At 61.8% G+C, this 13,339-nt stretch carries 15 protein-coding genes and 1 pseudogene; 5 read left to right on the plus strand and 11 right to left on the minus strand.

The annotated features are described in order from the left end of the window. The first annotated feature begins 14 nt into the window (after positions 1–14). A complete protein-coding gene (locus ACVMB1_RS29870) occupies positions 15–650 on the plus strand; it encodes a nitroreductase family protein (RefSeq protein WP_057016328.1) in 636 nt (211 codons plus the stop codon). A gap of 34 nt (positions 651–684) precedes the next feature. Continuing rightward, positions 685–1,230 (plus strand): carboxymuconolactone decarboxylase family protein, encoded by a 546-nt coding sequence (locus tag ACVMB1_RS29875; protein ID WP_456849530.1) that lies wholly within the window; start codon positions 685–687, stop codon positions 1,228–1,230. 222 nt (positions 1,231–1,452) lie between these two features. Here the strand turns inward: ACVMB1_RS29875 and ACVMB1_RS29880 are convergent, their stop codons facing one another. From ACVMB1_RS29880 to ACVMB1_RS29895, 4 genes are all read right to left on the minus strand, one after another. Beyond that, the gene (locus tag ACVMB1_RS29880) at positions 1,453–1,785 is read right to left on the minus strand and encodes an L-histidine N(alpha)-methyltransferase (protein WP_456849532.1); all 333 of its coding nucleotides are present in this window, start codon (positions 1,783–1,785) and stop codon (positions 1,453–1,455) included. 269 nt (positions 1,786–2,054) lie between these two features. After that, a complete protein-coding gene (locus tag ACVMB1_RS29885; RefSeq protein WP_456849534.1) occupies positions 2,055–2,468 on the minus strand; it encodes a cupin domain-containing protein in 414 nt (137 codons plus the stop codon). Between the two features lie 91 nt (positions 2,469–2,559). Next, positions 2,560–3,996, minus strand: a complete 1,437-nt coding sequence (locus ACVMB1_RS29890) for an MFS transporter (RefSeq protein ID WP_456849537.1) — start codon at positions 3,994–3,996, stop codon at positions 2,560–2,562. A 283-nt stretch (positions 3,997–4,279) separates the two neighbouring features. Continuing rightward, on the minus strand, positions 4,280–5,197 hold the full coding sequence (locus tag ACVMB1_RS29895; RefSeq protein ID WP_456849539.1) for an NADP-dependent oxidoreductase: 918 nt from the start codon (positions 5,195–5,197) through the stop codon (positions 4,280–4,282). Between the two features lie 437 nt (positions 5,198–5,634). Between ACVMB1_RS29895 and ACVMB1_RS29900 the strand changes: the two genes are divergently transcribed. From ACVMB1_RS29900 to ACVMB1_RS29910, 3 genes are all read left to right on the plus strand, one after another. Next, on the plus strand, positions 5,635–6,111 hold the full coding sequence (locus tag ACVMB1_RS29900) for a redoxin domain-containing protein (protein WP_456849541.1): 477 nt from the start codon (positions 5,635–5,637) through the stop codon (positions 6,109–6,111). A 132-nt stretch (positions 6,112–6,243) separates the two neighbouring features. Continuing rightward, positions 6,244–7,608 carry an MFS transporter gene (locus ACVMB1_RS29905; RefSeq protein ID WP_456849543.1) on the plus strand — a complete coding sequence of 455 codons (1,365 nt, stop codon included), beginning with the start codon at positions 6,244–6,246 and terminating at the stop codon, positions 7,606–7,608. 1 nt (position 7,609) lies between these two features. After that, a complete protein-coding gene (locus ACVMB1_RS29910; protein WP_456849545.1) occupies positions 7,610–8,311 on the plus strand; it encodes an alpha/beta fold hydrolase in 702 nt (233 codons plus the stop codon). 195 nt (positions 8,312–8,506) lie between these two features. On the opposite strand, the gene ACVMB1_RS29915 is transcribed toward ACVMB1_RS29910, so the two are convergent. The 7 genes and pseudogenes from ACVMB1_RS29915 to ACVMB1_RS29945 all read right to left on the minus strand — a co-directional run bounded on the left by ACVMB1_RS29915 (position 8,507) and on the right by ACVMB1_RS29945 (position 13,314). Continuing rightward, positions 8,507–9,832 carry an MFS transporter gene (locus ACVMB1_RS29915; protein ID WP_456849547.1) on the minus strand — a complete coding sequence of 442 codons (1,326 nt, stop codon included), beginning with the start codon at positions 9,830–9,832 and terminating at the stop codon, positions 8,507–8,509. Between the two features lie 75 nt (positions 9,833–9,907). Beyond that, on the minus strand, positions 9,908–10,486 hold the full coding sequence (locus ACVMB1_RS29920; RefSeq protein WP_456849549.1) for a DUF1993 domain-containing protein: 579 nt from the start codon (positions 10,484–10,486) through the stop codon (positions 9,908–9,910). A gap of 72 nt (positions 10,487–10,558) precedes the next feature. Further along, the gene (locus tag ACVMB1_RS29925; protein WP_456849551.1) at positions 10,559–11,110 is read right to left on the minus strand and encodes a cytochrome P460 family protein; all 552 of its coding nucleotides are present in this window, start codon (positions 11,108–11,110) and stop codon (positions 10,559–10,561) included. A 239-nt stretch (positions 11,111–11,349) separates the two neighbouring features. Continuing rightward, complete coding sequence (locus ACVMB1_RS29930; protein WP_456849553.1) at positions 11,350–11,631, minus strand: GNAT family N-acetyltransferase; 282 nt, start codon at positions 11,629–11,631, stop codon at positions 11,350–11,352. 12 nt (positions 11,632–11,643) lie between these two features. Continuing rightward, a pseudogene (locus ACVMB1_RS29935) lies at positions 11,644–12,003 on the minus strand (redoxin domain-containing protein); the annotation flags it as partial. A gap of 34 nt (positions 12,004–12,037) precedes the next feature. After that, a complete protein-coding gene (locus tag ACVMB1_RS29940) occupies positions 12,038–12,382 on the minus strand; it encodes a hypothetical protein (protein WP_456849555.1) in 345 nt (114 codons plus the stop codon). Next, the gene (locus ACVMB1_RS29945; protein ID WP_456849558.1) at positions 12,379–13,314 is read right to left on the minus strand and encodes a LysR family transcriptional regulator; all 936 of its coding nucleotides are present in this window, start codon (positions 13,312–13,314) and stop codon (positions 12,379–12,381) included. The genes ACVMB1_RS29940 and ACVMB1_RS29945 overlap by 4 nt, the downstream gene beginning before the upstream one ends. Between the last annotated feature and the right edge of the window lie 25 nt (positions 13,315–13,339).

Genomic DNA, 13,339 nt, shown 5'->3' on the forward strand with positions numbered 1-13,339 from the left:
ACCCAGGACCTGCCATGATTAACGAGACAACCATGACCAACGCCGTCATCGAATGCATCCTCAGCCGCAGCGCCGCCAAGTACTACGATCCTGCCGCTATCTTGAGCGACGATCTGATCCGCGAGCTGGTACGAATCGGCACCACCGCGCCGACGTCCTTCCACTTGCAGAACTGGCGCTTCATTGCGGTCCGCTCGCCTGAAGCCAAGGCACGGTTACGTCCGATTGCCTGGGATCAGCCCGCGATCACCGAGGCGGCAGTCACATTCATCGTCTGTGGCCAGTTGGCCGACTCCAGTGTCGTGCCAGAGCGGCTAGCGCCCTTGGTGGAAGCCGGCATCATGCCGGCGAAGATGGTGCCGGAATGGGAAATCCCCGCACGCGATCTGTACATGGAGTACCCGCAGCGCCAACGCGACGAGGCAGTTCGCACCGGCACGTTCGGCGCGGCGGCGATAATCTATGCGGCCCGCTCGCTAGGGTTGGGTTCGACGCCGATGATCGGTTTCGATGCCGACGCGGTGCACCAAGAGTTCGGACTGGCCGAAAACGAAGTACCGGTCATGCTGTTGTCCGTAGGGGCGCTGCGTTCGGGGAACTGGGCGCAAAAGCCGCGCCGTCCGGTGGCCGACGTGTTGGATCTCGTTTGACTTTCTGCGCACCCAGCAACTTACGGAGCCTATCATGCCAAGAACTGCCGCTTTAAAGCCGGACCGAGTGCCCGCCGACTCGAAACAGACCCTCGATATGTTCACCAAGAACATCGGGTTTACGCCAAACATGATGTCCACCTTCGCGGCAAGTCCGATCGCGTTCAATTCATGGGCAACCCTGCTCGGCTCGTTAAGCAAGGCGCTGGACGTGAAAACGCGTGACAGCATCGGCCTCGCGGTCTCCGAAGTGAATGGCTGCGACTATTGCCTCACGGTTCACAGCTTCACGGCAGAGCATATGGCCAAGTTGCCGGCGAATGAAATCATTCTCGCCCGGATGGGCCATGCCAGCGACCCCAAGCGGGATGCCGCCATTCAATTTGCGCGCAAAGTCATCGTGGCCCGGGGCAAGGTCAGCGACGCCGATCTGAAGGCCGTCCGAGACGCGGGCTACACGGATGCGAACGTCATGGAGATCGTCGCGCTGGTTGCGATGTACTCTCTGACGAATTTTCTCAATAACGTCTTCGATCCGGAGAAGGACTTTCCCGTTGTTGCGCCGGCTGGCGCGATCTGAGCTCGGTCCAGTCGCAACGGCCACTGCCAAGGGTTTCTTGGAGCTTTGATTGACGCGAGCGTAAGCCCAAAAAGCCACTTAACAATACCAGCGAGCACGTGCGGAACTATCTCGAACGTGCTTCGCGTTCCGGCAACGTTTCTTGGTCGAGCTTGCGGCCCAGAATATATGGCCATGAGGCCGGCCTCGAACGACGACTAAACGTGATTGCTCATTCGCGAATCAAGCCGAACAGGCCAAATAGCCCGTCCGCATCCTGCCAATCTTAGGCAACCTTCCATCCGCCGGAGCGGGCAAGCCCCGCGAAACTCTCCTCCGAGGGAAATTGCGCTCGATGGGGCGGACCCAGAGCGACGGGAAGCGTGAAGCGATCCTCTTCGATGTTTCTTCGAGGAAAGCGTCGGCGATGTCGATCGGCACGTAGCCCCGCGGATCACGCAGTCCGGCCAGCACAAGCTCCGTTTTGATGCCAGCTCCCGCACTATACTCGGATGAGAATCGCGCCAGGCTGTGCAAAATCGGCAATGTCACTCTGCCGCTCGCAGCGATCGACATTTCGGCTCGGGCCAGGTACTACTCATCCAGCCTCGTATCTTTTCAAAGAGTGCAGATCCGCGCGCGTCGTATAACTAGCGGCTCGGTAGTGTCTTCACTTCAGCGGATAATCCGGTCACGACGTCTCGGGCGAGTGCTTTTTCAACTGGGTCGATGCTGTTGTCGGCGTGAAGCACATTTTCCGCTTTCGGTGACGCGGCGGATGAACGCCGCGCTAAACTCGCGGTCGATATCATCATTGTGGATTCTTGCTTGGCGCAGCGAGCAGGCTATTTGATGGTCGTCGTCAGCTGCTTGTCATCGACGTCGAGGACGAAGACGGCGAGCAGCTTTGCCGGCTCCGTCTTGCTCGCGTTGCGGCTAATCGAATGCGTGGCGCCCGGCGGTTCTGACCAGCCCTCGCCTGCCCGATAGATGCGCGTATCACCGTCATTCACCTTCGATTCGATCGCTCCTGAGATCACATAGGCGTAGATGAATGCCGACTTCGCGTGCGTGTGAGATGGAGAGGCCGCCGCCGGCGCGTAATCGACCTCCACGGCAACCAGTGACTTGCCAGGGATGTTGGGAATGGCCGCCTCGAATTTCTTTGTGACAGTTTCCGCCTCGCTATCATGGGCGTGGATGGGGCTGCCCATCGAGAAGGTAGCGCAGACGATGGCAATAATGGTTCGGATGTTCATGAGCTTTCTCCTTCTGCCCTTAAGTTGGTCTTCGTATTTCAGCGTTCCCTTTCGGGCCTTGCTGGTTTGCTGATTGCAGAGACCGAACGGATCAGTCTCTCGGGATAAAGTCGACGTGGGGTCCCGGCTCGATAATGAACACTGCGAGCGTTGCGAGAGCGCAGGCGACCGCGGCGACAGCCATCGCCATGTGAAATCCCTGGAAAAGCTGAGGACCGCCCTGCTGAAGGACGCCGCCGAGTAGGGCAATGGCAAAGAGAGACCCGGCGCGCGAGACCGCACCGTTGACGCCAGACGCGGTTCCGGCGCGATCGGGCTCAACGGAGGTGAGGACCAGAGTTGTCAACGGCGCGATCGCCAAGCTCATGCCCAGCGCCAGCAACAGGATACTGGGGAAGATATCCGTCCAGTAAGTCGCGTTCGGACCGATACGAAGCGCCGTCGCGCATCCCAAGGCGGCGACGGCGCCGCCGGCGAACAATGGCAAGCGGCGGCCGAACCGACGGCACAGCATGCCGGCAAGCGGCGAGATCACGGTAATCAACACTTGCAGAGGAATGAAAGCCAAGCCCGCAAGCAGCGTTGGTAGATGCGCACCCCGGATCATCACAAACGGGATCAAGGTTAGCGTGACAGTGAATGCGCCATAGAGGAACGCTGTGAACAGGTTCGCACCGACGACCGACCGCGAGACGAAGAGAGACGGCGGCAGCAGCGCCTTGTCACCCAATCGCCGTTGAGTGACGATGAGGCCGGCTAAGCCACCCAGACCGATGATCAGAGTGACGACCACTCCAATGTTCAGAGCGGAACCGTTGGTTAGGCTGGTCAGCCCCGCACCAAGTCCACCGAGCCCGATTGACGAAAGGATCGCTTCTCCGACGTCGACCCGGGCTTGGCCCGTCGGGGTGTCCTTGGGTATCCACGCGGCGCCGACGGCCAACGCACCGACGACGACGGGCAACAGCATCAGAAAGGTCGTCCGCCAGGACCCGTGATCCAGGATCGCGCCGGCGATCGCAGGCGCGACGCCGCTGGCGACAGCCGCCGCCGCGGACCAAATGCCGACCGCACTGGCTTTCTCGTCGGCAGGAAAGGCCTGCCCGAGCACGGAAAGGCCATTGGGCAGGATCACAGCTTCGCCAACGCCTTGCAGGAAGCGGCCAACGACGAGCGGCGTGAAGCTCGGCGCAAGACCAATCGCGGCCACGCCCAGACCGTAAATCGCGATCCCCCCGAGAAAGATCCGCTTCTGTCCGAACCGGTCACCCAGAGCGCCGGCGACCAAGGTCAGCGCCGCGAGCGGCAGGAGCTCAGCATTCATCACCCACTGCAGCTCGAGCGGCGACAGGCGCATGTCTCGGCCGATCGCCGCAAGCGCGACCGTGACGACGGCACTGTTGACGAATACGAGGCAGCCACCCAGACTCGACGCGGCGAGCACCTTGGTGCTGTCCTGTGTGCCGGCGGCCTTAGGCTCGCAGAGTGCCAGGCCACGGTCGGCAAGGGTCAACGACGTGCTGCTCACTACCTGATCCCTCTGATGAGGTCGCGCGACTCACGGCGCGCAAACCTACTGGCCAGCAGCCCGAAGCCGAGCCGTCGTGTCCGTTCGCGAATTACTCCTCGCAACATGGAACCAATCCCAGGCAGACCCTCAAAACCGCCGTTACTTCCAGCCCGCGCTGCACTCCGGACGCGCGAGGCCACGGTCGCGCCACTGCGTGCACATGAAGAAAGCGATAGATCGCCACGATCCAGAGGTTGACGTGAGCGATCGACAGGCCCCCTGGGTCCTTTTTCCCAGATCACTACGGACGAACGCGGATGATCGTCTTTCCGCTCATCCGCTTGGTCGGATTGAATGCAGCGACGGCCTCGTCGAGAGTCGCGATCTTGCCGATGTTCGGCCGCAGTCGTCCGTCCCGCACTCGCTGGACGATCTCACCCAGTTGAGCGCGATCGGACATCAGGACAAAGTCAATGGTCAGGCCGTCGGCGGGCCGCGCCTCGGTCGGCCCGGCGATGGTCACCAGTGTTCCTCCAGGCCGGATCGCTCTAGCGGAACGCGTCCCTATGTCGCCGCCGATGACATCGAACACCAGATCAACTCTGGCGGCGTCTTCGAGGACGTCGTTCTCGAGGTCGATAAACTCCTGCGCGCCGAAATCGAGCGCCTTCTGACGATCGGCGGCACGCCCGGTCCCGATAACATAGGCGCCGGCCGACCGCGCGAGTTGCGTCGCCATCGATCCGACTGCGCCGGCTGCGCCGTGCACGAGGATACTCTGTCCTGCCTGAAGGCGTCCGTGCACGAACAGTCCCTGCCACGCGGTCAGACCTGGCATCGCCACGCTCGCGCCTACCGTGAAGTCGACGTCGCTCGGCAGAGGCGCGAGGTTGCGCGCCTCGACAGCCACATACTCTGCCAGCGTTCCGCCCCGATACGAATCCGAGAGTCCGAACACGCGCTGCCCCACCGACAGGCCCGTCGTGCCATAACCGAGAGCAGTGACCACTCCAGCCAGCTCCTGCCCGGGGATCGACGGCGTTCGATCGCGGTCGAGGCGATCGGTCCACGTCGAGGGCCACGTCAGTTCACCCGCGGTGAATCCCGACGCACGAACCCGAACTACGACGTCGTTGACCGCTGCGCGTGGCTCGGGCCGCTCTACGAGCCTCATCCCGGCAGTTCCCGCGGCCTGATCCGTCACGACAATTGCCTTCATGTGAACTGTCCCTTTGGGTACTTATCTCTTCTGGATGTGTCCCAGCGGCGAAAAACCGTTCGACATCTCGTGCCCGCAGAATTCGCCCGGGTGCCCTCCCTGGGCATTCTCAATGACATCGGCAGCTGTGGCAGCCATTTGTTCGCAGCGCGGGACGAAGTTTTCCAATAGCCAGCACGCATCGTTTCGATAGCGGCGGAGAATGCCGCCACGATGATCCACTCCGCCATTCGTAAATCAAGGCAGGGTTTGGCAGATCGCGACGGCATCGCTGCACTCAGCAGCGGCTATAGCAATCGTCTATCGATTCTATGGCGAGACGTGATTTCCCTCGCCGGGGTTCGACCGTCACGGTGTGGGACATTTTCAGTGAGCTGAGATGAAGGATCGTTTAGCGCCTCGAACACCAGACATGTCCAACACGGAGTGCAATCGTAATGCTGCAGAATAACGAGGTCTTTCCTGCTCTCACCTTTGCTCGCGTCGGCGGCGGCGAAATCCATTTGCCCGCCGATCTGGCCGGTTGGTTCGGTGTGGTCTTGTTTCACCGCGGTTCCTGGTGCCCGTACTGCAACGCCCAGCTTGCTGCTTTCGCGCGAGCGGCCGACAAGTTCGCTGCGGAAGGCATCAAAGTCGTCTCCGTATCGGTAGATGACCGCGAAAAATCGGAAATGCTCGTCGAAAAGCACAAGCTCGGCTTCCCCGTCGCTTACGGCGCCAACGCGCGAGCCGTTTCCGCGGTCACCGGCGCCTTCGTCAATGACGATCCTGTCTGTCTCCAGGCAACCGGCTTCATCCTCAATCCAGAAGGCCGGGTGGTGACGGCCGTCTATTCGACCCGCGCGATCGGCCGTCTGATGCCCGATGATGTGCTCGGCTTTGTCCGCCACCTCAAATCTTTGGTAAAGAAATGAACCCCAATGGCAGACGTGCGCGGAGGTCGACGTATGGCACAGCCGCTCGTGGAACCGTGCAGCCGCGGCGCTATCGATGCTGAACCCTGCCCCCGAGAACTCGGGCGCGAGGCGTCGCCTCGGTGCCGGCGCATGGTCCTCACGGCCTGTGTGCTCGCGTCTTCGATGGCGTTCATCGATGGAACAGCGCTGCCCGTCGCGTTACCGAGACTACGCGCTGATTTTGGAGCGGACATCACCGCCGTTCAATGGGTTCTCAACGGGTATATGCTGGCGCTCGCCTCGCTGACATTGATCGGCGGCGCACTCGCGGATGTCTATGGCAAGGCGCGCATGCTCGCGCTGGGTTGCGTCCTGTTCGGTCTGGCGTCCGCCGCTTGCGCATTGGCACCTTCGCCGGTCTGGTTGATCGCTGCCCGCGTTGCTCAGGGAGCGGCCGCGGCGATCGTTACTCCCGCCAGCCTCGCCCTGATCGGGGCCACCTATCCACGCGCTGAGCGGAACCAAGCGATCGGCGTATGGGCCGCCGCATCGGCTCTCACCACCGCCGCGGGGCCCGTCCTGGGCGGCTGGCTCACCGAGGCCTTTGGCTGGCCATTCGTGTTCTGGATCAACTCGCCACTCGCGATCGTAGCGGTGGGAATTCTGCTGGTCTTCGCGCCAAAAGATAGCCGCATTCCGCGCCAGTTCGATGTGATCGGCGCTGCGATCCTGGCTTCGGCGCTCGGCGCGCTGGCCTGGGCGCTCAGCCAGATCGGCCCCAGTGAAGCTCGGGCCGCCGCCGATGGTTCCGGTCGGACGACCACGGCGCTCGTGGTAGCCACCGGGCTCGGCATTGCCGGGCTCGCTGTCTACGCGATTTGGGAGCGCAGAAGCGCAGACCCGATGACGCCGCCCCGTCTGGTGGAGAACCGCGCTTTCCTCGGACTGAACGTCGCGACCGTGATGATCTATGCGGGGATTTCCATCATGTTCTTCCTGCTACCTTTTGACCTGATCGACCGCCGCGTACTGTCATCGACCGCTGCCGGGCTTGCATTCCTGCCGTTCACGCTCGGCGTCGGGCTGTTGTCGAATGTCTTCGGTGGTTTGGCGGACAGGATTGGCGGACGGCCCATGCTCATTGCGGGACCGGCAGGCGCTGCACTGGCCTATGTCTGGATGGCGCTTGCCCAGAATGAAGCCTTGATGCTTGCCGTGATCATACCGATGGCGCTGCTTGGCCTGTCCTTCGCCGTGCTCGTGGCGCCGCTTACCGCGTCCGTCATGTCTAGCGTTGATCAGGCGGACGAAGGGCTCGCCTCCGGCGTCAACAATGCTGCGAGCCGGATTGCGCAACTTGCCGGCGCGGCAATGGCCGCCGGTGTCGCGTCGTTCGAGGCCGGCTACGAAGTCGGTCTTTTCGTAGCCGCCGCGACCTCGGTCTGCGGCGCCTTTGCGGCTGCAGCAATGCCGACGCTCGCTGCGGCGAAAATGGACAGTTCGGGAGAAGCTTAGAATGACAGATTACGTTCTGATCCACGGTGCGTTCCACGGCAGTTGGTGCTGGACCCGCGTGCGCCGCCTGCTGGCCTCAAAAGGCCACCGGGTGTTCACGCCGACGCTGACAGGTCTTGGAGAACGGTCGCATCTCTTGAGCCGTGAGGTCAGCCTCGGCACCCACATCGCGGACGTCACCAACCTCATGACTTGGGAAGAACTGCGCGACATTGTCCTGGTCGGACATTCCTATGGTGGATTTGTCGTGCGTCACGTCGCCGACCAGATGTCGGACCGCATTCGCTCATTGATCTATCTTGATGCCTTTGTTCCAGATAACGGCAAAGCTCTTTTCGATTACGTACCTGACAAGGGAAACAAGTTCCGAGGACTCGCCGCGACGAAAGGCGATGGCTGGAAGCTCCCGCCACCCCCGGCGTCGTTCTTGGCGGTGAACGCCGCAGACGCCGATTGGGTGGACCGACAGTGCACGATGCAGCCGTTGTCCACGTTTGAAGTGCCAGCGCAGATCAGCGGCGCTTGTGACGAGATTCCAGACATCGGATACATCCGGGCGCGGGGCTATGACAGCCCATATTTCGACGGTTTTTACGCCCTCGCGCGGGAACGCCGCTGGTGGCGCGAGGAGTTTGCATGTGGGCACGATGTGATGCTCGACATGCCAAACGAACTGACGGCCCTGTTGCTGCAACGAGGATAAAGAGAGACACCTGTTCGGTCCCATGGTAAGCGGCTGATGATGGGGCACGCATTTCGCTAGCAGAGCGCGCCGGCGCCGGTGATCCCGGCGTCTAAGGCGTAGGTATCGTAGCGGTGTGTACCGGAGCCCAGACCGCGACGGCGCGCACATTACCACGCAGCCGTCGACAAAGAGCCGGCGTTTCGCACTTGACCGTTATCTGAACCAGCGAGCACTGCTGGCGGCGCCCCCCATCAGAGCGAAGGCCATTGCGGCCACCAGGCAAAAGGCCACGCCGTGATGTCCGCCCAAGCCGAAGATCAGCGAGACCAAGGCGGAACCAAGCGACCATCCGACGTAGCGAGCCGCGGCATTCATCCCACTCGCGGCGCCACTGCGTCCTATGGGTCCGGCCGTCATCATCGCAGTGTTGTTCGGGGTCTGGAAAAGGCCAAAGCCGACACCGCAAAGCGCCAGCCGCCATACGACGTCCCACTTTGCCGGAACTGTCGGCAGGAAGACCATCAGAAACAAACCGGCCGCCAACAACCCCAAACCGATGCTGCAAATCGCCGAGGCGTCGTAGCGGATTGTCAAGCGGCCGGCGATTGGAGCCGTAATGGCAGTCATGAGCGGCCAGGGCGTCAAGAGAAAGCCGGTCTCCACGGCCGAAAGACGGAGCTCCGCCTCAAACAGAAACGGCAAAGAGACGTAAGCCAGAATTTGGGCTGCATAGGAGCAGACAGATGTCCAGACCGATAAAGTAAACGGACGTATACGGAAAAGATCGAATGGCAGCATTGGCAGGGGATGCCAGAGCTGTTGTCGAACGAAGAGGCCGAAGCAGAAAAGACCGGCCAGCATCTCTACCATCGCAATGCGCCCATCGCCAATACCCAGCGTGCCGACACCGACAACGAACAACCCGAACGCCAACGCATTGAGAGCGATCCCGATCAGATCGAGAGAGCGAGGAATCCGAACATCTCGCGGTGCAACAGCGATGAACAGTGGTACCGCGAGGCCGAATGGCATAGTCGCCAGAAACAACCAAGGCCATTTTGCCACCGCAAGTATCGTCGCCGCGATGGTCGGTCCCACTGCTCCGGGTACCGCCACCGCTAGCGCGACCAACGCGAAACCCTTGCTCACCATGCGATGCGGATAGATCACGCGTACAAAAGCAACGCCGGCCACAGAAACTGCGGCCGCTCCGACACCCTGGATCAAGCGCGCACTCACCAGCATCGGCAATGTTGGAGCGAAAGCGCAACCCAACGACGCGAGGACAAAAATGGCGAGGCCGGCGGCGTAGACGGACTTAAGACCGAGCGATTCAAGCAGGCTTGCGACGGGCAACAGGCAGACCGTTGCCGAAAGCTGGTAGGCATTCACGACCCAAACGGTCGCCGCTTCACTACTTGCGAAAGAACGCGAGATATCAGGCAACGCGATATTCACGGTCGCGCTTGCAAGGGAACTCAGACCAAGTCCAAGCAAGATGCAGAGCATCGCCCAGCGGCGCTTCGACGCCGTCAGCATTCAACACCACCCATCAGGATGCGAACTCCGCAAATGGCGATTTTGAAGACTTCGGCGTCGTGCCGCGCCCTGCCTTCACGAGTAGTCGCCGCTCTGCTGACTGAGATTGCCGAGGTAGTCGCGCTTCCCGATCTTTGCGCCGGCGTACCGAAGGATCGCGTGCGCAATCGAGATGTGAAAGAAGAAGTCAGGCAGCACCAGGTGACGGATATAGTCGTCACCGCCGAACCACCCGCGCACGATAGGCGGAGTCAGCTCGTAGGTGTGAGACTGCGCGCCGGCAATCTCATCCGGCTGCATTTTTTGCAGGAAGTCGCGCGTCTCGAGGAGGCGCGCCTTCAATGCCGGATACATCATGGGGGTGGTACGGGGTGCTGGCGCGTCGCGCTGCATCAGCTTCGCCATGTGCGCATGGACTTTGTTGCAATTTACGAAAAACTGCTCTCCGAAAGTTAGCATGTCGGGCGCAAGCCGCTCACCAAGGATCCTTCCGGGCTCAAGACCGCCGACTCGCTCCAGAGCCTGGGCGTGGTCGAGATAGTCGGCCATCACGTTCAGTCCGTGCAGCATGACAGGGACCGTGAGGTCGTACACTGAGAAGGACACGCCGAACTCCGTTCGCTCATTCGTACTTGACCTTCCGCCTTGGGGCACAGGCGCACGGAATTCGTCATTGGATTCAGCGAAACCGCGGCGGGAAGAGGTCTACGCATAAGGTCGCCTCGCCTAGTGACGCAGGACGGGATATCCATTCACGTAAATCCAGTCCGTGGCCTGGGCCGGCACGTGGCACCCCTGACAATCGGAATGGTAGTCCGTCGAGGTGGTCTTGAGCGGCTTATCGGCGTCGAACCACGACCACCCCCACCCGTCGCCCCACAATGGGTTGCCCGGATGCGTTCCCTTGCCGTCCCTGACCATCACGAACCAGCCCTGGAGCTTGTCGGCGTGGCTCACCGTGCCCGTGGTCATCTCGTTCGTTGAAGTCGCGAATACCTCTTTCACCAGAACGGCACCATCCGGGAAGTGGCCCGTCTTCCGATAGGCGTCGATCGCACCCGGGGATGCATAGACGGCGTGAACTTCTTTCGAGCCCTGGCCGCTGTCGGCGGCAATTGCCCAGCTGCCGAGCGCTTGGTAGAGGGTTCGGTAGTCCGCCGGCACGCGCAGGTGCCCTGCGGCATCCACCACGTCCGCGGCCGGGCCGGCCGGCCTAGCTCCGCTGATCTGCGCGAGCGCCGTCACGGTGCCGGCGACCAGCGAGACGGCGACAGCCAATCCGACAGTCCTCGAGAATTTCATTGAGGGTCTCCTTTGCTGTCCGCGCGGCTGGCTGACTTGGCGCGGTTTCAATCACTGGTTCAATCGCCGCGGAGCCGACCGCATGCGCTTGGCTAGCCAGCTTCAAAGATCGGACGCAGCCGACGAAATTAGAAATTCCCTTTGGACATGTATTCGATAGGCGTAAGGTATTGTCGTCCAAGAACGCTGCGCGGTGGCGTCCCATCCGTCCACGATCAACCGTCGAGGAGTGCGCCATACTCGGAATGCCGGGACGCGTAGAACGACATGAAGGGGCACTTTGCGATCACTCTTTTCCCGCGGCTTCGCAAGGCTTCGAACACGCCATGCGCCAGCCTCGACCCGTACCCCTGGCCGGATAGCTCTTGCGGCACCTCCGTGTGAAGCAGGACGACGCGTCCGTCTTCGATCTTGTAGTAGGCGACTGCGAGCAAGCCGCCGCCGAGGGGCATTTCAAACCGGCTCATTGCCGGATTGTCCCGGATGTCACTGTCCACCTTCGGCCCCCTTCACCTGGATGTCGAAGCGGCCCGGCGCAGCGAAGCCAGGATTTGCGCCGGATCTTCCCGTATTGTGAAGTCAGGCTCGACGAATGCGCTGCGGATTCGGCCTTCCGCGTCGATCACGTAGGTCGCGGGAATCGGCAACATCCATGTTGATGACCCGTGCCGTGCGCCGAAGTCGAACCCTAAGCCGGAGTAGTGTGCCTTGGTCTCGTCGGGCACCCGGAACAGGACGCCATACGCCATGGCAACGCCGTGGTCGACGTCGGAGAGTACTTTCAGGTCCAAGCCCAGGCTTCGCTTGAGTTGCCGTGGAAAGTCCCTCGTCTCGGGCGTCACGACCGCGAGGGTCGCGCCGATGCTCTCGAACTCATCCTTCGCGGCCTGGAGGGCACAGAGCTCAGCGGTGCAGAACGGACACCCAGCCGCCCCGGAAGAAGCTCAAGACGAGGGGTCCGTTTCGGCGCAGCTCTTCAGAAGAGTGAAGACGGCCATCAGCGTCCGGCAAAAGGAAATCCGGCGCGTCGTCTCCGACCTTCAACGCGTGCGATGCCACGTCTGTATCGCGGAGCCAGCCCACGAGGTGGTTGTATGACTCCCAATCCGCGGCGCTGAACGTCGTCAGCAACTCGGTGCGGATCCGGGCGAGTGTCTTGTCGGTTTGGCTTAGCATCGGCAGGGAGTTGTCAAGCTGAGGATCGACGGGCTGGAGGTGGTTTGTCGGCTGGGTGCATGTGTGGGTCATGCGGGCGCTCTCGTCACATCCGAAACCGTTGCGTGCGGTCCGGCCCGGTTGGAGGTTTTGAATGACCAGTCGCGAAGGCGCGCGACCTTGACGAAAGCGTCAAGCGCCGGCGAGTAGCGGCGCCCCTGCACGGCCAGTAGCCGCACCTCCCGCGAAACCGGCGAGCCTTCGAGCGGAATGGTCTTGAGCGCTGGAAGGCGAGGCATGTGCTCGGGCGCGAGGATCACGCCAAAGCCGGCGGCGGCCATGTGCTGAAGGTGCAGGTCGTGACCGCTGCAATGGCCAAGTTGGGGCGGTTCCTCAGGGAAATACGACTGCCGGATCTTCACGGCTACGTCACAGTCAGCGCGTTCCAGCAAGATGGTCTCACGGAGGTCGTCGATGCCGATCGAGGGACGGTTTGCCAGTCGATGTGTCGGCGCAAGGACCGCGACGTAGCGCTCCTCGAACAGTAACCAACCGTCGATACGATCGGGCACGTCCTGCACGTCCCCGACCATTGCCGCGCTGATCTCCCCCTCGAGCAAGAGGTCGACGAGCTTGTCAGTCGCGACCTCGCGCAGCTCGACGTGGAGGCCGGGAACGAACTTCGCAATCTCCGCGATCGGGTCGACGACAAGCGAGGCCGAAATAGACGGGGCGAGGCCGATCTTCAGTGGCGCGACGTCCTTGCGCTGGAACTCCTGGGCTCGGCGACGCACGGCCTCTGCCGAGGCCAGCGTCCGCTCCAGCATCGGAAGGACTTCCTTTCCAAGATCGGTGAGCTGCGTCAGCTGACGCTCGCGGTAAATCAACTGGCCGCCGAGTTCCTGCTCGAGCTTCTGCACCCCTTTGGTCAGGGCGGGCTGCGTGACATTGCACTGCTCGGCCGCGCGGGTGAAGTTGAGCGTCGATGCGACGGCGAGGAAATAGCGAACTTGATGAAGCTCCATCGGGTGCGTTCTCTATCAAGGTGCG

The sequence above is a fragment of the Bradyrhizobium sp. USDA 4504 genome (assembly GCF_054063995.1).

Bases quoted from the DNA above. Each gene is read 5' to 3' on its own strand.
- ACVMB1_RS29885 (WP_456849534.1), bottom strand. From the start codon at position 2,468: ATGAACATCCGAACCATTATTGCCATCGTCTGCGCTACCTTCTCGATG.
- ACVMB1_RS29915 (WP_456849547.1), bottom strand. From the start codon at position 9,832: ATGCTGACGGCGTCGAAGCGCCGCTGGGCGATGCTCTGCATCTTGCTT.
- ACVMB1_RS29940 (WP_456849555.1), bottom strand. From the start codon at position 12,382: ATGACCCACACATGCACCCAGCCGACAAACCACCTCCAGCCCGTCGAT.
- ACVMB1_RS29910 (WP_456849545.1), top strand. From the start codon at position 7,610: ATGACAGATTACGTTCTGATCCACGGTGCGTTCCACGGCAGTTGGTGC.
- ACVMB1_RS29875 (WP_456849530.1), top strand. From the start codon at position 685: ATGCCAAGAACTGCCGCTTTAAAGCCGGACCGAGTGCCCGCCGACTCG.
- ACVMB1_RS29900 (WP_456849541.1), top strand. From the start codon at position 5,635: ATGCTGCAGAATAACGAGGTCTTTCCTGCTCTCACCTTTGCTCGCGTC.
- ACVMB1_RS29880 (WP_456849532.1), bottom strand. From the start codon at position 1,785: ATGTCGATCGCTGCGAGCGGCAGAGTGACATTGCCGATTTTGCACAGC.
- ACVMB1_RS29870 (WP_057016328.1), top strand. From the start codon at position 15: ATGATTAACGAGACAACCATGACCAACGCCGTCATCGAATGCATCCTC.
- ACVMB1_RS29895 (WP_456849539.1), bottom strand. From the start codon at position 5,197: ATGAAGGCAATTGTCGTGACGGATCAGGCCGCGGGAACTGCCGGGATG.
- ACVMB1_RS29905 (WP_456849543.1), top strand. From the start codon at position 6,244: ATGGTCCTCACGGCCTGTGTGCTCGCGTCTTCGATGGCGTTCATCGAT.
- ACVMB1_RS29945 (WP_456849558.1), bottom strand. From the start codon at position 13,314: ATGGAGCTTCATCAAGTTCGCTATTTCCTCGCCGTCGCATCGACGCTC.